Source organism: Parviterribacter multiflagellatus, from assembly GCF_056863265.1.
On the sequence record NZ_JBXPIZ010000012.1, the window covers coordinates 97,573 to 115,010 of the forward strand.

A 17,438-nucleotide genomic window follows, 5' to 3' on the forward strand; every position below is an offset into this window, starting at 1 on the left:
CGATCAAGGACCCTCGTGCGCTGTCGCCCGTCAGTAGGACACGCTGCTGCGCACGACCTGCGCGCCCCGGCGGCACGTGATCGTCCAGTCCGCCTCGCCCACCTGCGCGACCGTGCAGCGGAAGCCGGCGAACCGCTCCCGCGTCGCGCACGTCCACTCGCACTCGCGCTCGAACCACGGGACCGCGGCGTCGAGCACCCGCTGGGCCGTCGCGCACGCCGCGCCGCCACCGGCGGAGGCGCTGGTGAACACGCCGGTGTCGACGTCGCACTGCCGCTCGGGCGGGCGGCGCGGGCAGCCGAGCCGGCGCAGGATCCTCCGCTCCTGCCGCTCGCCGGTCACGACGCCCGCGACGCGCGTGCGGGCGCGGAGGATCCGCCGCGGGCGGTCGACGCGCGCGAACACCTGCACCCGGTCATCCCCGCACCCGGCGCACCCCGCGACCAGCCCCGCCCCTGCCAGCAGTCGTCGCATGCACGGGGAACGACGCGCACGCGCGAAGGTCGCGCGCCGCTACGCGGCGGTGGAGGCCGGTTGCGGGTACAGGACGCTCGGGTCGTGCGACAGGCCGGACTTGACGCGGCGCGAGACCTCGTCCGCGAGGACCTCCATCGCGCCCGCCTCCACCCCGTCCAGCGCCTGGACGGCGACCGCGCGCGGGTCGGACTTCGGGGCGTCGACCGCGGCCGCCATGTCGGTGTCCATGTAGCCGACGTGCAGCGCGGTGACCGACGTGCCCTGCCCTGCGAGCTCGACGCGCAGTGAGTTGCTGAGCGACCACGCCGCCGCCTTCGCCGCCGAGTAGCCGCCGCTCGTCGGCAACGCGATCCACGACAGCACCGACAGGACGTTGACGATCCCGCCGCCGCCGTTGCGCGCCAGCACCGGCGCGAACGCGCGGCTGACGTTCAGCGTCCCGAAGTAGTTCGTCTCCATCTCGAGCCGCAGATCGTCGAGCGACCCGGTCACGGCGCCGGCGTTCGTCAACGTGCCCGCGTTGTTGACGACGAGGTCCACGTCCGACGCGAGCTCGGCCGCCTCCCGCACCTGCTCCGGGTCCGTCACGTCGAGCCGCACCGGGACCGCGCCGGGCGTCGTCACCGACTCCGGGTCGCGCGCCCCCGCATAGACCTTCGCCACCCCGCGGGCCTGCAGCTCCTCCACGAACGCCCTGCCCAGCCCCCGGTTCGCCCCGGTCACCAGCACGGTCGCGCCTTCGATCCTCATCACGGCCTCCATCTGAGTTGGAGATCGCAACCTAGCACCTCTGAGTTTGCTTTCCCTACCAAGCTAGGCTGTGACGCATGCCCACCACCGCGAAGGAGACGAACGCGCGCTGCTCGGTCGCTCGCAGCCTCGACGTGCTGGGCGAGCGGTGGACGCTGCTGGTCATCCGCGAGGCGTTCTTCGGCCGCACGCGGTTCGCCGAGCTGCGCGACGCGCTGGGCGTCGCACCGGACATCCTCAGCGCGCGGCTCAAGCGCCTCGTCGAGGCGGGCGTGCTGGAGCAGCGCGCGTACCGCGAGCCGGGCGCACGCGAGCGCCAGAGCTACCACCTCACCCCCGCCGGGCGCGACCTGCTGGTCGTCCTCAGCGCGCTGCAGCAGTGGGGCGACGAGCACCGCCCGTCCGAGCACGGCCCCGCGCGTCTGCTCCGCACCGAGGACGGCACGCCGGTCCACGTCGCGTTCGTCGGGCCGGACGGGCGGGAGCTCGACCCCGCCGACGTCCGCTCCGTCCCCGGGCCTGGCGCGCTGGCCGACTAGCGGCGAACGAGCGCGAGGAACTCCTCGCGCGTGCGCGCGTCCTCGCGGAGGGTGCCGGTCAGCGACGACGTGACCGTGCGGGAGCCCGGCTTCTTGACGCCGCGCAGCGACATGCAGAGGTGCTCGGCCTCGAGCACGACGCCGACCGCGCGCGGCTGCAGGTGCTCGTTGAGCCAGTTCGCGATCTGCTGCGTCAGGCGCTCCTGCACCTGCAGGTCGCGTGCGAAGTACTCGACGACGCGGGCGAGCTTCGACAGCCCCACGATCCGATCGCCCGGCAGGTACGCCACGTGCGCGACGCCGGTGAACGGCAGCAGGTGGTGCATGCAGAGCGAGTGGAACGGGATGTCCTTGGCCACGACCAGCTCGTCGTAGCCCTCCTCGTTCGGGAACGTCGTCGGGTTGAACGGCACGGGCGTGAGCAGCTCCGCGTACGCGTCCGCGACACGCCGAGGCGTGTCGGCGATGTTCTCGTCCTCCAGGTCGTAGCCGAGCGAGCAGAGCAGCTCGCGCGCGGCAGCCTGCGCGCGCGGCAGGTCGATCTCGCGGCCGCCCGGATGCGGGCTGAGCAGCTCGCCGCGACCGTTGTCGTCGGCGTCGAACACGTCGGACATGCCCCGCACGGTACTTGGCCGCGCGGGGCATGTCCGCACCACCTACGGCGCTGACGACGGCGCGATCACCGGGCAGACGAGCGTGTCGCGCGGGCCGGGCTCGACCACCCGCGCCGCGAACCGCTCGCTCCCGGCCGCCACCGGCGGCGCGCTCACCTCGGGCCACGCGGGCGCGGCGTCGTGCCCGCGGCCCTTGAGCCGCAGCACGTCGATCCCGCGGTTGATGTCGAACACGTACACCAGCCCGTGCGCGTACCGGACGGAGAACGCGCTGCTCGACGGCTGCTCGGCGGACTGGCCGTCGACCCGGAAGTACGCGACCTGCCGCACGTCGCGCGCGTCGTGCACGTCGAGGAACCGGACGCCCTGCCCGTACCACGTGGTCGCGAGCAGCGGCCCCGCGAGGTCGAAGTAGTGCGCCGAGCAGCTCGTGCTCGTGCCGACCGTCCCGGGCTCGTCGAGCGTCGGGTGGAACCAGTCGAGCGCCCTCATCCGGTACGGCCGCTCGGGCGTGGACGACGCCGCGCGCCCACCGAGCGAGTCGGTGATGTCGGAGAACACCACGCGGCCGTCGGTCGTGCAGTCGTCGCTGAACTGCTCCTCGGTGGAGATCAGCACGCCGCCGCGCGGCACGCCGCGGGCACGAACGGCGTTCGTCCTGCCGGTCGGCCGGAGCGCGTTGTGCATGAACATCGCGCCGGGGACCGCGACGCCCTCGACGCCGCCGCCCGCGACGAGGATCGGAGCGGCCGGGGTCGCGCGGCGCCAGCGCCGGGTGGCCGGGTCGCGGTGGAAGCCGCTCGTGGCGTAGCCGAGCACGCCGCCGCGGCCGCTCGTCCACGCGATGCCCTCGCCGTCGACCTGCACGTCGTGCGAGTAGTCCGTCGCGCCGTCGTTGCGGTAGAGGTCGATCGGCTGCGGCTGCACCTTCGGGTTGGCCGGGTCGCGCAGGTCCGTGACCCAGATCGGCCGGCCGTCGCCGCGCCCGCCGGGCGTGAAGACCGGCCACGTCGCCGGGTCGACCATGTCGTCGCGCTTGGCCGGGCCGCCGGTCCAGATCCAGCGGCAGCCGTCGATGCACGACGAGGTGTGGCCCGCGGGCGTCTCGACGAACTCGCCGACCTGCTGCAGGTCCTGCGGGTTCGCGTACGACACGACGAAGAAGCCGCTGTCGCAGTTCGGGTTGCGGTTCTTCGCGCTCAGCGTGCCGATGCCCGGGCACTTGTCCTGCTCGACGTCGTCGTGGCGCGGGTCGAGCGAGACGATCACGAGCTTGCGCTCCGTGTCGAGGTCGACGTCCTCGCTCTCCCACGCGCCGTTCGGCAGCACGTCGTCGGGCAGCCAGGTGTCGAGCTGGCGCGGCTGCGCCGGATCGCTGAGGTCGTACGACCTGAGCCCGTAGCGGCCCACGACGAGCATGACGTCGCGCCCGCCCGCGCGGTCGAAGTTCCCGTGCACGGTGCCGGGATCACGGATCCCGGTGACGTACTCGAGGTTGTCGCTGATCGCCGCCCCTGCCGGCGGCGAGGCTGCGGCGGCCTGGGCCGCAGCGGTGGTGGTGAGCGTCGCGGTCGCCGCGCACAGCAGCGCGGCCGCGAGGCCCCTGGCGTCTCCCATCCGGGAGTTCTACGCGACACTGGGCGCGATGACCAGCCCCGTTCCTCCCGATGCCTGGCTGCCGTACTACCTGCCGCAGTGGTCCTCGCACGAGACCGCCGCGGCGCGCCACTCGTTCCTCCCCGACGGCGGTGTTGAGCTGCGCGTGGAGGAGGATCAGCCGCCGTGGTGCCCGGAGTGGGACGGCGCGGTGCGGGTGTCGTCGCTGCAGACCGGCGTGTTCTCCGGGCCGCTCGGGTCGGACGTCGGCCAGCACCGGTTCCACCCGGACGCGCGCGTGCGGGAGGAGCAGCCCGCGGCGCGGCTCCTGACGCCGCTGTACGGGGAGATCGCGGTGCGGCTGCGCGCGCTCGCGGACCCGTACGCGATGGTCGCGCTGTGGATGATCGGGTTCGAGGACGAGCCGTCGCGGTCGGGCGAGATCTGCGTGTGCGAGATCTTCGGCCGCGACGTCGACGCCGCGACCGGCCGCGGACGCGTCGGGATGGGCCTCCACCCGTTCGGCGACCCGCGCCTGCGCGACGACTTCGCGCAGGTCCCCCTCGACGTCGACCTCCGCGAGCCGCACGACTACGCCGCCGCGTGGACGCCGTCGGGCGTGGTCTTCTCGGTCGACGGCGTGGAGGTGCGGCGCGTCGAGCAGGCGCCCGACTACCCGATGCAGCTCATGCTCGGGCTCTACGCGTTCCCCGGCGAGGACGGGTCGTTGGGGGAGCTGCCCAAGCGCGCCCTGGTCGACTGGGTCCGCGTCGGCGCCGCCTGACCGCCCCGCCCGCCGCCCGCCGCTCGCGCCCGCCGCCACCGCCGCGCCCCACCCCGCCACCCACCGCGGCGCGGGTTGACAGGTCTTACGTGGCTCTTGCGTGTGGATGGTTGCCTGCGCGGCGTGCCTACCTCACGTGCCCTCGCTCTTGCCCCGGTCCTCCTCGCGCTCGCCCTCACCGGGTGCGGCGGCGGGGACGCGAACGAGACGTCGGCCGGCGGCGGCGCGGGCCAGCAGCAGGGCGGGCCGCGCGGCGGCGGCATGTTCACGCAGCTGACCGACGAACAGCGTTCGTGCATCGAGAAGCAGGGCGTCGAGCTGCCCGAAATGCCGCAGGGCGGCGGCGGGCAGGGCGGCGGGAACGGCCAGCCGCCGGAGGGCTACGGGCCGCCTCCGGGCGCCGACGGCCAGGGTGCGCCGCCCGAGGGCGCGCCGCAGGGCGACGGGCAGCGGCCGCAGCGCGACGGCGGGCAGTTCCAGGAGCTGCGCGAGGCGATGGAGAAGTGCGGCGTCGAGCTGCCCGAGCGCCCGCAGGGCGCGCCGGGCCAGGGCGGCGGGACGCAGACCACGCCGCAGGCACAGGACGCCACGCAGTCGTGACGGTGCGCCGCCCCTCGATCCTCACCGCCGCGGCCGGCGTCGTCGCCGTCGCCGCGGTCGCGCTCGCCGCGCTGTCGGTCGGCGAGGAGACCGCGTCGAGCGCGCAGGAGCGCACCGTGACCGTCAAGCGCGGTGTCGTGCAGACGACGGTCTCCGGCTCCGGCAACCTCGCGCCGCTCCGCGAGGCCGACGTCAGCTTCGCCACGTCCGGCGAGATCACGTCCGTCGCGGTCGAGCCCGGCGACGTCGTCAAGAAGGGGCAGGAGCTCGCGCGCATCGACAGCAGCGCCGCGAAGGTCGCGCTCGCGCAGGCCGAGGCGGAGCTCCAGAGCGCCCAGGACACGCTCGACCAGGTCCAGTCGGGCGCTTCGACGACCGGCGCCTCGACCGCCGCGGCGGAGGGCTACGCGATCGTCCCGATCGCGACGGCCCAGACCACCCCGGCGACGACCACGACGCCGCAGCCGGCCACGACACCCGCGCCGCAGGCCACGACGACGCCACAGGCCACGACCACGCCGCGGGCTACGACCACGCCTCAGGCGACGACGACGACGCCGCGCACCACGACGACGCCGGCGGAGGCGAGCGCGGGCGGCAGCGGCAGCGGCGCCAGCGGCGGCGGCAGCGGCGCGACGAGCGGCGGCGGCGCCTCCTCATCCATGAGCGAGGAGGCGGCCGCCGCGGCCGTCGAGTCCGCCCGGCTGGCGGTCGAGCAGGCGCAGGAGGACCTCGAGAACACGGTGCTGCGGGCGCCCTTCGGCGGGACGGTCGCGGAGGTCAACGGGGCGGTCGGCGACACGACCGGCAGCGGCTCCTCCGCGTCGTCCTCCGCAAGCGGCGGCAGCCCCTCCACTTCCGGGGCCAATGGCGGAGATGCAGCCACTTCGTCCTCGTCGGGCTTCGTGAAGCTCGCGCGGCTGAACCGGTACACGATGGAGGTCTCGCTGACCGAGTCCGACATCGAGTCGGTGAAGGTCGGCCAGGCCGCGACCGTGACCGTCAACGCCGCGTCGGGCGCCCAGTTCGCCGCGAAGGTGACCGACGTCGGCATCCTCGCCGGCTCCTCCTCCAGCGGCGGCAGCTCGACGAGCGCGGTCAGCTACCCGGTGACGCTCACGCTCACCCAGACGGGCACGAAGCTGAAGTCCGGGATGAGCGCGTCGGCGGAGATCGTCACCGCCGAGGCGTCCGGGCTCGTCGTGCCCGCGCAGGCGGTGCAGAGCTCGTCGGTCACCGTCGAGCGGAACGGGACCCGCACCACGACCCGCGTGCAGACCGGCGTCTCCGACGACACGTCCACGATCGTCACCAGCGGCCTGTCCGCCGGCGACACCGTCGTCGTCACGTCCCGCGCCGCCGCGGCCGGCGCGGCCGCGGGGGCGAATGGCGGAAACGCAACCAGCGGTGGTCAGACCGGCCTCGGCGCCGCGCGCGGTGCGGGCGGCGGCTTCGGCGGCGCGGGCGGCGGCGGGTTCCCTGCGGGCGGCCCACCCGCAGGGGGCGGGTTCGGCGGCGGCCGGCCGGGAGGCTGATCGCCGTGGCCGATCAGGGCCTCCCCGCCCCAGACCCACGCGCGGGCGGGCGTGAGGGCGGCGCGCCGCAGGCGAGCCGGCGGCGCGAGCGCGCGGTCATCGACGTCCGCGACGTCGAGCGCGTCTACCAGGTGACCGACGAGGTCCAGGTGCGCGCGCTCGACGGCGTCACGCTGCGCATCGAGCGCGGCGAGCACGTCGCGATCATGGGGTCGTCCGGCTCCGGCAAGTCGACGCTGATGAACATCATCGGCTGCCTCGACGTCGCCACGCGCGGGCGCTACCTGCTCGACGGCGTCGACGTGCGCGACCTCGACGAGGACGCCCAGTCCGACCTGCGGAACCGCAAGATCGGGTTCGTCTTCCAGGCGTTCAACCTCGTCCCGCGCACCAGCGCGCTCGCCAACGTCGAGCTGCCGCTCGCCTACGCGGGCGCGACCCGCCGGGACCGCCGGCGCCGGGCGACCGCCGCGCTGGAGGCGGTCGGCATGGGCAAGCGGCTCGACCACCTCCCGTCCGAGCTCTCCGGCGGCCAGCAGCAGCGCGTCGCGGTGGCGCGCGCGATCGTCACGAACCCCTCGCTGATCCTCGCCGACGAGCCGACCGGCAACCTCGACTCGAAGTCCACCGGCGACGTTCTTCAGATCTTCGAAGATCTGAACGACCAGGGCCGCACCGTCGTCCTCATCACGCACGAGGACGAGGTGGCGGCGCAGGCCCGGCGGCTCGTGCGGCTGGCGGACGGCCGCATCGTCAGCGACGCGCCGGTGGGTGGCGGCGGCGAAGGCGCGTCGGCGGGCGGCGGCGCAGACGCGCGGGAGCACGTCGCGTGACCGGCGCGGAGACCCTCCGGATCGCCCTCGCGGGCATCGCCGCGAACAAGCTCCGCTCCGCCCTGACGATCCTCGGCATGACGATCGGCGTGGCCAGCGTGATCGTGCTCGTCGCGGTCGGCGAGGGCTCCAAGGACGAGGTGCAGGCGCAGATCAACGCGCTCGGCTCCAACGTCCTGCTCGTCCAGGTGCAGTCCGGCCCCGGCGGCCCGGGCGGCTTCCGCTTCGGCGGCGGCGGGAGCGGCTTCACGCTCACCACCGACGACGTCGAGCGCCTCGAGAACGACTTCGACGCGCCCGACGTCAAGAGCGCGTCGCCGGTCGTCACCGCCTCCTCGCCCACGCTCGTCGCCGGCTCCACGTCCTACACGCCGTCGACCTTCGTCGGCACCACACCGTCCTACGCCGAGGCGCGCGACTACGACGTCGCCGACGGCGCGATGTTCACCACGAAGGACGTCACCGACCACGAGCGCGTCGCGGTCGTCGGCCCGACCGTCGTGGAGAACCTGTTCGCGGGGGCGTCGCCGGTCGGCCAGACCATGCGCGTGAACGGCGCGGCCTTCACGATCGTCGGCGTCACCGCGGCCAAGGGCTCGAACGGCCAGCAGGACCAGGACGACCTCGTGATGGCGCCGCTGACCGCGGTCCAGGACGCGCTCACCGGCCACGGCGCGCTCTCCTCGATCACCGTCCAGGCCGAGAGCGCCGACGCGCTGAACGCCGCGCAGGCCGAGGTCGAGGCGATCCTGACCGAGGCCCACCACGTCACCGACCCGACGAACCCCGGCTTCACCGTCCTCAACCAGGGCTCGGTGCTCGAGGCGTCGAGCGCCTCCACCGACGTCTTCACGACGCTGCTCGGCGCGGTCGCGGCGATCTCGCTGCTCGTCGGCGGGATCGGCGTGATGAACATCATGCTCGTCTCCGTCACCGAGCGGACGCGCGAGATCGGCATCCGCAAGGCGATCGGCGCGCGCCGCAGCGACGTGCTCCAGCAGTTCCTCACCGAGGCGGTGCTCGTCTCGACGTCCGGCGGCGCGCTCGGCGTCGTCGTCGGGCTCCTCGTCGCGCGGCTCGAGATCGCGGGCGTCGTCCCCTCGGTCGCGCCGTACTCCGTCGCGCTGGCGTTCGGCGCGTCCCTGCTGTGCGGCCTGTTCTTCGGCACGTACCCGGCCAGCCGCGCCGCGCGGCTGCGCCCGATCGAGGCGCTGCGCTTCGAATGACCAACCACCCCGAGGGAGCCATGCCCACGACCGAGATGCCCACCGACCCGTACGCGGACCGCTACGAGGACGAGCCCGAGGAGGAGCTGCCGCCGCGCCCGCGACGCAAGCTCGTCACGCCGGCCGCGCTCGTGCTGTGCGGCGTGGTGATCGGCGCGGCCGGGTTCTACGGCGGCGTCGAGGTGCAGAAGGGCCAGGAGGACGGCGGCGCGGCGGGCGGCGGCGGGTTCCCGGGCGGCGCGGCGATGGCGCAACGCGGCGCAGGCGGCGGCTTCCCCGGCGGCGGTCAGGCTCCCGCCGGCGGCGCGCAAGCCCCGAGCGGCGCGCAAACCCCCGGCGGCGGTCAGGCCCCCGGCGGCGGCTTCCCCGGGTTCGACGGCGCGGCCGGCGGCGGCCAGGCGACGATCGGCGAGGTCACCGCCAAGAAGGGCAGGACGCTCTACGTCCAGACCTCCGACGGCACCACCGTGAAGGTCACGACCAACGCCGGCTCCAGCGTCGTCCGCACCGCCGCGACGAGCGCCAAGGACATCTACCCCGGCGACACGGTCGTCGTCTCCGGCGAGGCGAACGCCAAGGGCACCGTCGCCGCGACGTCGATCCGCGCGACCGCCGCGAGCGCCTCGGCCGGGCGATGAGGCGGCAGGGCGCGTCACCGGCCGCAGCGCGCGTGCGCGCGCGACGTGCGAGGCTCTGCACATGTCTCCGGGTCGCACGCCGCTCGTCCTCCTGCACGGGTACACCGACACGCCGCGGACGTGGGATCCGCTGATCCCGCTCCTCTCCGAGCACCACGACGTGCACGCGCCCGCGACGCTCGGGCACGCGGGCGGCGAGCTGCCGCAGCACATGCCGGACCCGCTGAAGGCGATGATCGACCAGGCCGAGCGCGACATGGACGCCGCCGGCCTGGAGACCGCGCACCTCGTGGGCAACTCGCACGGCGGCTGCCTGGCGCTCGAGCTGGCGGCGCGCGGCCGCGCCCGCAGCGTGGTCGCGCTCTCGCCCGGCGGCGGGTGGATCGACGACAAGGCCAAGAAGCGCGTCATCGCGCTCTTCAAGCGCACGCGGCGCGCGACCGAGCTCGGCGCCCCGTGCTTCCCGTTCATCGCCAAGCGGCCGAAGCTGCGCAAGCTCGCGCTCCGCGACGTCGTCGCGCACGGCGACCGCATCCCGCCGTCCACCGCGCTCGCCCTCATGCAGGGCGGCCTGGAGTGCGCGATGTTCGAGCCGTGGGCCGAGGTCGTCCAGCACGGCAGCGGCTACCCGACCGAGCTGGCGAAGATCGACGTCCCCGTCCGCATCGGGTGGGGCACCGAGGACCGGATCCTCCCCAAGGAGGCCTACTCGCCCGCGTTCCACACGCTCGTCCCGGGCGCCGAGTGGCTCGACCTCCCCGGCTGCGGCCACCTCCCCCACCACGACGAGCCGCGGATGGTGGCCCGGATCGTCCTCGAGGTCACGACCGCGCCGGAGGAGCATGCGCCCGCGGGGGCGGAGGCGCTCGCGGCAACCGCCTGATCCCTCGCCCGAGCGGGGCGCTACTGTGCCGGGCGCAGGGATGGGTGACCGGCGGGCAGAGGACGCGCGGACGACGGACGCGCGCACGGACGACATCGCGGTGGTGCGGGCGATCTACGACGCGTTCTCCCGCATGGACGTGGAGGAGGCGCTGCGCCACGTCTCACCGACCATCCGCTTCATGCCCCACGGCACCGCCCACATGGTCGGTCGCGAGCACCCGTATCACGGCCACTCCGGCGTCCGGCAGTACTTCGCGGACGCCGCGCGCGTGTGGGACGACATCTCGATCCACGCCGAGGACATCCGCCCCGTCGGCGACGAGATCATCGTGTTCGGGAAGGTGACCGGCAGCGTCGAGGGCACCCCGTTCAACCGGCCCGTGGTGTGGATCTGGCAGGTCCGTGGCGGCCTGGCGACGTACATGCGCGTGAGTGGGCTGGAGGGCGGTTCCGGGTAATCGGATCGCATCCCGCGGCTCGCGTGCCCCAGTTCCCGGTCACGCGGTGCAGGGAACGGCCATGGAAGGGAACCGGAGGACGATGCAGGACATGTAGCGGTCGCTGGTGCAGCGCACCAGCGTGACCCGGCGGGTGCAGCCGCTCGGGGCGTCGTGGACCGACGACCTCCGCGCCGTCGGGGTGTGCTGTTCGTCCGCCGCGGGGTGGTGCGCGAGCCGCGGTACTGGGCGCGGCACCGGCTGATCCCGGTCGGGCTGCGGCCCCGGGCGGTCGAGACGACGGCGGCCTGATCAGGCCGGCGGCACGCGGAGCGTCGCGACGATCGCGCGGTGGTCGCTCCCGCGGATCTCGTGCACCGAGTAGTCGCGGACCGCGATGCGGCGGTCGGCGAGGATGTGGTCGATCGTGATGCCCGGCGGCCGCTTGCCCACCGGCCAGGTCGGCTTCAGGCCCTCGCCGGTCGCGTCCGCCGCGTCGACGTAGCCGCGGGCGATCAGCCCACGCAGCGCGTGGTGGTCGAGCGTCGCGTTGAAGTCGCCGGCCAGCACGCGCAGCGGCCCGTCGCGGCGGCCGGCGCTCGGCATCCGCTCGAGCCTGAGCTCCCACGACCGCGCGCGGGTGCGCGTGAGCGGCGGGAACGGGTGGACGGCCTTGACCGCGACCGCCCGCGCGAGCGGCATCTGGATGAGCGCGGTCGGCTGCGGCGTGCTCGTGTCGTCGGCCGTGGTCGAGGCCACGAGCCCGCCCCGCGCGAGCACTGCGGCGCCCGCGCCGCCCGGCCGTGCCTCCACGACCCGGCCGGGGAGCAGGTCCGCCGCGCCCGCCGCGTCGAGCCGCGCCATCGCCTCCGGCGTGAGCTCCTGCAGCGACAGCACGTCGACGTCGTGCTCGCGGACGACCCGCAGGACGTCCTCCGCCGAGCCGCGCCCGCCGAGCAGGTTCGACGACATCACGGTGAGCGTCGCGCCCGTCATGTCGGTGTCGGCCGGCTGGCCCGCGACGGCACGCGGGAGCACCGCCGCGGCCAGCGCCCCCATCGCGACCACCGCGACGAACGCCGCCGCCCACCGCCGCAGGACGACCGCGAGCGCCACCGGCAGCACCGACGTCGCCGCCGCGTACGGCGTAAAGGCGATCACCGACACGAACGGGTGCCCGAGGTCGTCGACCCCGAACGTCCGCACCAGCGCCCAGCACGCCCACGGCGCGACCGCGGCGAGCGCGAGCACCCGCCGCCAGGTCCACGGTCCGAACCGGTCTCGGAGCACGCGCCGCAGCGTACGGCCGCCGCGGCGCGCCGAGGTTCAGGTTCGGTAGATGTTCTGCTCGTAGTCGACGAGCATCCGCGTCGCCGAGAAGCGCGCGATGTTCGTCTTCATCGAGCGCTTGACGCGCGCGATCCACGCCTGCGGGATGTCGCTCCCGTCGCGGTCGTGGAACTCCGGCACGACCTCCTGCTCCAGCAGCCGGTACAGCTCGGCCGCGTCGCGGTGGTCCTGCGCGCCGTGGTCCGGGTCGACGTCCCCGGAGATCGCCCAGCCGTTGTCGCCCGTGTAGCCCTCGCACCACCAGCCGTCGAGCACGCTCAGCTGCAGCCCGCCGTTGACGGCGTTCTTCATGCCGGACGTGCCGGACGCCTCCAGCGGCGGCCGCGGGACGTTCACCCACACGTCGCAGCCGCGGACGAGCCGCGCGGCGACGCCGAGGTCGTAGTCCTCGAGGAACACGACGCGCTGGGCGACCGCCTGCTCGCCGCGCAGGCCGAACAGCCCCTGCACGACGTGCTTGCCGTCGTTGTCGCGCGGGTGCGCCTTGCCGGCCAGCAGCAGCTGGATCGGCCGGTCGCCGCCGAGCACGCCGAGCGCGCGCTGGGCGTCGTGGATGAGCAGGTGCAGGCGCTTGTACGTCGCCAGCCGGCGGGCGAACCCGATCGTCAGCGCGTCCGGGTCGAACGCCTGCGCGGCCGCGTCGGCGTACGAGCGCTGCTCGCCGCGCGCGACGCGCTCGAGCGTCGAGCGCTCCCGCACGAAGTCGACGAGCTGCGCGCGCTGCTCGTTGCGCACCGCCCACAGCTCCTCGGCCGGGATGGCGTCGATGCCGTCGAACGTCTCGGGCCTGCCGGCGCGCTCGAGCCAGTCGTCGCCGAGGTGCTTGCAGAGCAGCTCGCGCATCGACCGGCCGACCCACGACGGGACGTGGACGCCGTTGGTCACGTGGGTGATCGGGACCTGGTCGACCGGCCGGTCGGGCCACAGCCCCTGCCACATCTCGCGCGCGACCTCGCCGTGCCGGCGCGCGACGCCGTTGGCGCTGCGCGCGGTGCGGAGCGCGAGCTGCGTGACGCCGAACGGCTCGCCCTCGTCGTCGGGGTGCGTGCGGCCGAGCCGGACGATCGCCCCCGCGTCGGTGCCGGACGCCACGGCGAGCTTGTCGACCGTCGCGGCCAGCTGGTCGGCCGGGTACGTGTCGTTGCCGGCCGGCACGGGCGTGTGGGTCGTGAAGACCGTGCGGCGGCGGGCGCGGTCGAGCGCCTGCTCGAACGACGCGCCGTTCTCGACCTCGGCCCGCGCGGTCTCCAGCGCGGCGAAGACCGCGTGGCCCTCGTTCATGTGCACGACGCCGGGGTCGATCCCGAGCGCGCGCAGTGCCGTGATCCCGCCCGCGCCGAGCAGCATGTACTGCGCCAGGCGCGTGCCGGGGTCGCCGTCGTACAGCCGCGAGGTGATCCAGCGCGTGACGCGGTTGTTCTCCTCGATCTCGGTGTCGAGGAGGAGCAGCGGGACGCGGCCGACGTTCACCCGCCAGATCTGCGCGTAGACCGTGTCGTCGCCGACCTCGACGCTGATCTTCACCGGCGTCCGGCCGTCGCCGTTGTGCGTGACGAGGACGGCAGGCGTGCGCTCGGGGTCGGTCGGGACCCAGAACTCCTGCTGCCAGCCGGTGACGTCGATGCGCTGGCGGAAGTACCCGCGCCGGTACATGAGGCCGATCGCGACGAACGGCAGCGCCAGGTCGGACGCCTCCTTGACCGTGTCGCCGGCGAGCGCGCCGAGGCCGCCGCTGTAGATCGGTAGCGAGCGGTGCACCGCGTACTCGGCGCTGAAGTAGGCGATCGGCTTGTCGGCCTCGGTCGCGTTCGTGCGGTACGGCCGCGCGAGGTCCGCCTGGATCTCCTGCTCGACGGCTTCCGCGCGGGCGACGAGGTCGTCGTTCGCCGCGGCACGGAGGAGCGATTCGGGGGAGGCCTCCTGCAGCAGCCGCACCGGGTTCGCGTCGCACAGCCGCCAGCGGCGCGGATCGACGTCGCGGAAGACCGACGTCCCGTCCGCGGACCACGCCCAGCGGTAGTTGTACGCGAGCCGCCCGAGCACGCCGAGGGGCCACGGCAGGCGCGAGGCGAGTGCGCTCGCTGCCCTGTCGATGTCCTGCTGTCCGGGAGCAATCATGAGCACCGCATGGTCGCATGCCCCCGATGTGGGTCGGTCTAACGGCGGCTCCGGACCGATGAGCTTGGACCGCCGGCGCGGTCTGTAGCGGCATGACCACCACGACGCACGCCACGCTCGCCACCGACGGCGCGCAGATCGCCTACGACGTCGTCGGGCCGCTCCCGACCGCCGACGGCCGGCCGCCGCTCCTGATGGTCGGCCACCCGATGGACGCGGCCGGGTTCCGCACGCTCGTGTCGCACCTGCCCGACCGCACGTGCGTCACGTACGACCCGCGCGGGCTGGGCCGCAGCACGCGCAGCGACGGGCGCGTCGACCACGTGCCGGAGGTGCAGGCCGCGGACCTCCACGCGCTGATCGCGGCGCTGGGTGCCGGGCCGGTGGAGCTGTTCGCCAGCAGCGGCGGGGCGATCACCGCCCTCGCGCTCGTCACGGCGCACCCGGAGGACGTCGTGACGCTGGTCGCCCACGAGCCGCCGCTCATCTCGGTGCTGCCCGACGCGGCGGCGGTCGTGCGCGCCCGTGCCGGCTTCCGCGATGCCTACGAGGCGCGCGGCTGGGGCGCCGGCATGGCGGCGTTCATCGCGATGACGTCGTGGCAGGGCGAGCTGACCGACGCGTACTTCGCGCAGCCGGCGCCGGACCCCGCGGCGTTCGGGCTCCCGACCGAGGACGACGGGTCCCGCGACGACCCGCTCCTCTCGGACCGCTCGTGGGCCGTCAGCGACCACCGGCCGGACGTGGCCGCGCTGCAGGCGGCGCCGACCCGGATCGTCGTCGCGGTCGGCGAGGAGTCCGCGGGGACGTTCACCGACCGCGCGGCGCGAGCGCTCGCCGCGCTGCTCGGGCAGGAGCCCGCGGTGTTCCCCAGCCATCACGGCGGGTTCGCCGGTGGCGAGTACGGCTACCCGGGTCAGCCCGAGGCGTTCGCACGCCGGCTCCGGGAGGTGCTCGGCGGCTGAGCCTCCCCCGTCAGCGCAGGCCGGCCTTCGCGGGGTCGAACGTCGTCAGCTGCGCGAGGACGCGGTAGTACTCGCGGGCGAACGCCTCCCCGGCCGCCGGTTTCGCATGGTTGAAGTGCGCGACGAGGTGGTGGAGCAGCTCGACCTGCGTGGGCCGCAGGCGCTTGGGTGGCCTGCAGTCGCGGGCGCCGGCGCGGGTGGCCAGCGACGTGAGGAGCTCCTTCGCGGCGCCGCCGCCGAGCTCGCACGCGCGCCGCGCCCATCCGGCGACAAGCGTCCGGAGCTTCGTCGGCCCGAGCCCGTCGCGCAGCTGCAGGTCCTGCGTGAACCGGGCCTTGACCTTCGCCTGCGCCGGCCCGCCGTTCGTCACGTCGTCGCCGCGCGTGCCGGTCGCGGTGGTGATCGGCGTGTCGGTGCCGGCCCCGAGCCGGGTCCAGCTGCCGGGGCAGATCCGCACGCCGGGCTTCAGCGCCCACGCGACGTCGTACCGCGTCTTGCCCGCGGCGGTGGCGCCGGGCGTGATCGTCAGGTCGATCCAGTGGTCGTCGAACGGGCTCCGCGGCCCGGGCCTCGATCCTCCATCGAGCCCGTCCCCGACCGCGACCTGCAGCGCCTTCGTGCACGCCGCGCCGGTGATCTTGATGTGCGTTGGGAGCGGTGCGGCGTGGGCGTTCGTCGCCCCGCTCGCGACGGCGATCGCCGCCGCCACTGCCACCCACCGCGCTCGCGTCGTCCGTGACACGAGCCGACTCGATCACATCCGCGCGAGCGAGCGCAACCCCGCGCGTTTCGCGACAGCCTCGAAGGCGCCGGCGTCGGGGGCGCGGCCCGTGGTGCGGCGCGTGGCTCCTCGCAGGTCGTAGCGGTACTGACGGCGCGGGAGGCCGCCTGGAGGCTTGCGGGTGGCCTTGTCGCGGCACGGCGAGGTCGGGCGGAGGCGGAAGTCGAACGCTGCCGGGGCGACGAAGCGGGCGTCCTTCGGGAGGCAGTTCCGCGTGAGCCGCGGGGTCGCGCCGCCGGGCTCCACGAACCGCGTGTGGCCGACCGCGAGGTTGCTGGCGATGTCGACGCGGGCGTTGCTCGCGGCCGCGCCGATCACGATCGCCGTCCCGCCCTGCGGCCGGTCGCTGACGAACGTGTTGTGGACGACGCGGAGGCTGGAGCGCGGGTTGCGCACGCTCTCGGCGGCGTACGACAGGAGCGCGTGGTTCTCGGTCGTCGGGCCCTGCTGGATGACGTTGCCGACCACGCGCGCGGCGCCGCCGTCCGGCAGTTCGAGCTCGTACGACGACGTGCCGCCCTCCCCCGTGAGCCGGTTGAAGGAGATGTCGTTGACCTGCGCCCGCGACTTGACGAGGTGGCCGACCTTCGCGCGGTGCGAGTGGCTGAAGCGCATCGCGAAGCTCCGCGCGCGGGCGACGTAGACGTTGTGCGACTGGCCGTCGCCCGCGCCGTTCTGGTCGAGCTCGGTGCGCTCGACGACGACACGGGTCCGCGTGCTGCTCGCGGTGACGAGGAGGCCGTTCTCGTTGTGGTGCAGGTAGGCGTTGGAGAGGTGCAGGTCGCCGTCGCCCTCGAGCCGGATCGCGGCGCCGTTGCGGTCCGGCACCCGCGCGCCGGAGAGCTCGACGTTGCGGACGACGGTGTCCGGACCCGCGAGCACCCACGTGCCCTTGCCGTTCGCGTTGCGCCCCCGCGCGTCGACCCGCGCCCGCCCGTTGAAGCCCTCGATCGTGAGCCGCGCGACGCTGCTCGCGCAGACGTCCCCGTCGTACGTCCCGTTCCCCCGCGCGTCGATCCGCACGACGTCCCCGGGCTTCGCCACGGCGATCGCCTGGCACGGCTTCGCGTACGCGTGCCCGGGCCCCACCGCCAACGTCCGCGCCTCGCTCGCCGCGGGCACCGCCAGCACCAGCGCGCACAGCGCGCTCACCCCTGTCCGCATCACGCGGCCACGGTACCCACGCCGCGCCCGGCACAACATCCCAACCGGGCCGCCGCACCGCGACGCGCTGGAAGCCGTGCCGTGCTGCGCGGCAGAACGCCCCAACCCTCCGCCGGCGGCGGACCGTTGGGATGTTGGGCCGCGCC

General features: G+C 74.5%; 18 protein-coding genes. 10 read left to right on the forward strand and 8 right to left on the reverse strand.

What is annotated here, in order from left to right:
* Positions 1 to 30: 30 nt before the first annotated feature.
* On the reverse strand, positions 31 to 474 hold the full coding sequence (locus tag AC1UE5_RS24125) for a hypothetical protein (protein ID WP_482928474.1): 444 nt from the start codon (positions 472 to 474) through the stop codon (positions 31 to 33).
* A 39-nt stretch (positions 475 to 513) separates the two neighbouring features.
* The gene (locus AC1UE5_RS24130) at positions 514 to 1,227 is read right to left on the reverse strand and encodes an SDR family oxidoreductase (protein ID WP_482928476.1); all 714 of its coding nucleotides are present in this window, start codon (positions 1,225 to 1,227) and stop codon (positions 514 to 516) included.
* A 77-nt stretch (positions 1,228 to 1,304) separates the two neighbouring features.
* Between AC1UE5_RS24130 and AC1UE5_RS24135 the strand changes: the two genes are divergently transcribed.
* Positions 1,305 to 1,766, forward strand: coding sequence for a winged helix-turn-helix transcriptional regulator (locus tag AC1UE5_RS24135; RefSeq protein WP_482928478.1), 462 nt, complete (start codon positions 1,305 to 1,307; stop codon positions 1,764 to 1,766).
* On the opposite strand, the gene folE is transcribed toward AC1UE5_RS24135, so the two are convergent.
* Together folE and AC1UE5_RS24145 are read right to left on the reverse strand one after the other, a co-directional pair.
* Positions 1,763 to 2,380 carry a GTP cyclohydrolase I FolE gene (folE, locus tag AC1UE5_RS24140; protein WP_482928480.1) on the reverse strand — a complete coding sequence of 206 codons (618 nt, stop codon included), beginning with the start codon at positions 2,378 to 2,380 and terminating at the stop codon, positions 1,763 to 1,765. The genes AC1UE5_RS24135 and folE overlap by 4 nt on opposite strands.
* A gap of 42 nt (positions 2,381 to 2,422) precedes the next feature.
* On the reverse strand, positions 2,423 to 3,997 hold the full coding sequence (locus tag AC1UE5_RS24145) for an LVIVD repeat-containing protein (RefSeq protein WP_482928482.1): 1,575 nt from the start codon (positions 3,995 to 3,997) through the stop codon (positions 2,423 to 2,425).
* A gap of 28 nt (positions 3,998 to 4,025) precedes the next feature.
* On the opposite strand from AC1UE5_RS24145, the gene AC1UE5_RS24150 reads away from it, so the two are divergent.
* The 8 genes from AC1UE5_RS24150 (at position 4,026) to AC1UE5_RS24185 (ending at position 10,935) form a co-directional block, all read left to right on the forward strand.
* Positions 4,026 to 4,760 (forward strand): glycoside hydrolase family 16 protein, encoded by a 735-nt coding sequence (locus AC1UE5_RS24150; RefSeq protein WP_482928484.1) that lies wholly within the window; start codon positions 4,026 to 4,028, stop codon positions 4,758 to 4,760.
* A gap of 123 nt (positions 4,761 to 4,883) precedes the next feature.
* On the forward strand, positions 4,884 to 5,360 hold the full coding sequence (locus tag AC1UE5_RS24155) for a hypothetical protein (protein ID WP_482928486.1): 477 nt from the start codon (positions 4,884 to 4,886) through the stop codon (positions 5,358 to 5,360).
* Positions 5,357 to 6,895 (forward strand): efflux RND transporter periplasmic adaptor subunit, encoded by a 1,539-nt coding sequence (locus AC1UE5_RS24160; RefSeq protein ID WP_482928488.1) that lies wholly within the window; start codon positions 5,357 to 5,359, stop codon positions 6,893 to 6,895. Before AC1UE5_RS24155 ends, AC1UE5_RS24160 begins: the two co-directional genes overlap by 4 nt.
* A gap of 98 nt (positions 6,896 to 6,993) precedes the next feature.
* Entirely contained in the window at positions 6,994 to 7,728 is a 735-nt protein-coding gene (locus tag AC1UE5_RS24165; protein ID WP_482928675.1) for an ABC transporter ATP-binding protein, read from the forward strand.
* Positions 7,725 to 8,954 (forward strand): ABC transporter permease, encoded by a 1,230-nt coding sequence (locus AC1UE5_RS24170; RefSeq protein WP_482928490.1) that lies wholly within the window; start codon positions 7,725 to 7,727, stop codon positions 8,952 to 8,954. Before AC1UE5_RS24165 ends, AC1UE5_RS24170 begins: the two co-directional genes overlap by 4 nt.
* Before the next feature lie 20 nt (positions 8,955 to 8,974).
* Positions 8,975 to 9,592 carry a hypothetical protein gene (locus AC1UE5_RS24175; RefSeq protein ID WP_482928491.1) on the forward strand — a complete coding sequence of 206 codons (618 nt, stop codon included), beginning with the start codon at positions 8,975 to 8,977 and terminating at the stop codon, positions 9,590 to 9,592.
* A 61-nt stretch (positions 9,593 to 9,653) separates the two neighbouring features.
* The gene (locus AC1UE5_RS24180) at positions 9,654 to 10,475 is read left to right on the forward strand and encodes an alpha/beta fold hydrolase (protein WP_482928492.1); all 822 of its coding nucleotides are present in this window, start codon (positions 9,654 to 9,656) and stop codon (positions 10,473 to 10,475) included.
* Positions 10,476 to 10,515: 40 nt separating this feature from the next.
* Positions 10,516 to 10,935, forward strand: coding sequence for a nuclear transport factor 2 family protein (locus AC1UE5_RS24185; protein ID WP_482928493.1), 420 nt, complete (start codon positions 10,516 to 10,518; stop codon positions 10,933 to 10,935).
* A gap of 291 nt (positions 10,936 to 11,226) precedes the next feature.
* Here the strand turns inward: AC1UE5_RS24185 and AC1UE5_RS24190 are convergent, their stop codons facing one another.
* Positions 11,227 to 12,204, reverse strand: coding sequence for an endonuclease/exonuclease/phosphatase family protein (locus AC1UE5_RS24190; RefSeq protein WP_482928494.1), 978 nt, complete (start codon positions 12,202 to 12,204; stop codon positions 11,227 to 11,229).
* 36 nt (positions 12,205 to 12,240) lie between these two features.
* The gene (glgP, locus tag AC1UE5_RS24195; protein WP_482928495.1) at positions 12,241 to 14,382 is read right to left on the reverse strand and encodes an alpha-glucan family phosphorylase; all 2,142 of its coding nucleotides are present in this window, start codon (positions 14,380 to 14,382) and stop codon (positions 12,241 to 12,243) included.
* Between the two features lie 92 nt (positions 14,383 to 14,474).
* Here glgP and AC1UE5_RS24200 point away from each other — a divergent pair, with 92 nt between their 5' ends.
* Positions 14,475 to 15,347 (forward strand): alpha/beta fold hydrolase, encoded by an 873-nt coding sequence (locus AC1UE5_RS24200; protein WP_482928496.1) that lies wholly within the window; start codon positions 14,475 to 14,477, stop codon positions 15,345 to 15,347.
* Positions 15,348 to 15,357: 10 nt separating this feature from the next.
* Here AC1UE5_RS24200 and AC1UE5_RS24205 read toward each other — a convergent pair whose 3' ends face one another.
* Together AC1UE5_RS24205 and AC1UE5_RS24210 are read right to left on the reverse strand one after the other, a co-directional pair.
* Complete coding sequence (locus AC1UE5_RS24205; protein ID WP_482928497.1) at positions 15,358 to 16,062, reverse strand: hypothetical protein; 705 nt, start codon at positions 16,060 to 16,062, stop codon at positions 15,358 to 15,360.
* Between the two features lie 39 nt (positions 16,063 to 16,101).
* Positions 16,102 to 17,292 carry a right-handed parallel beta-helix repeat-containing protein gene (locus tag AC1UE5_RS24210; RefSeq protein WP_482928498.1) on the reverse strand — a complete coding sequence of 397 codons (1,191 nt, stop codon included), beginning with the start codon at positions 17,290 to 17,292 and terminating at the stop codon, positions 16,102 to 16,104.
* Positions 17,293 to 17,438 lie beyond the last annotated feature (146 nt).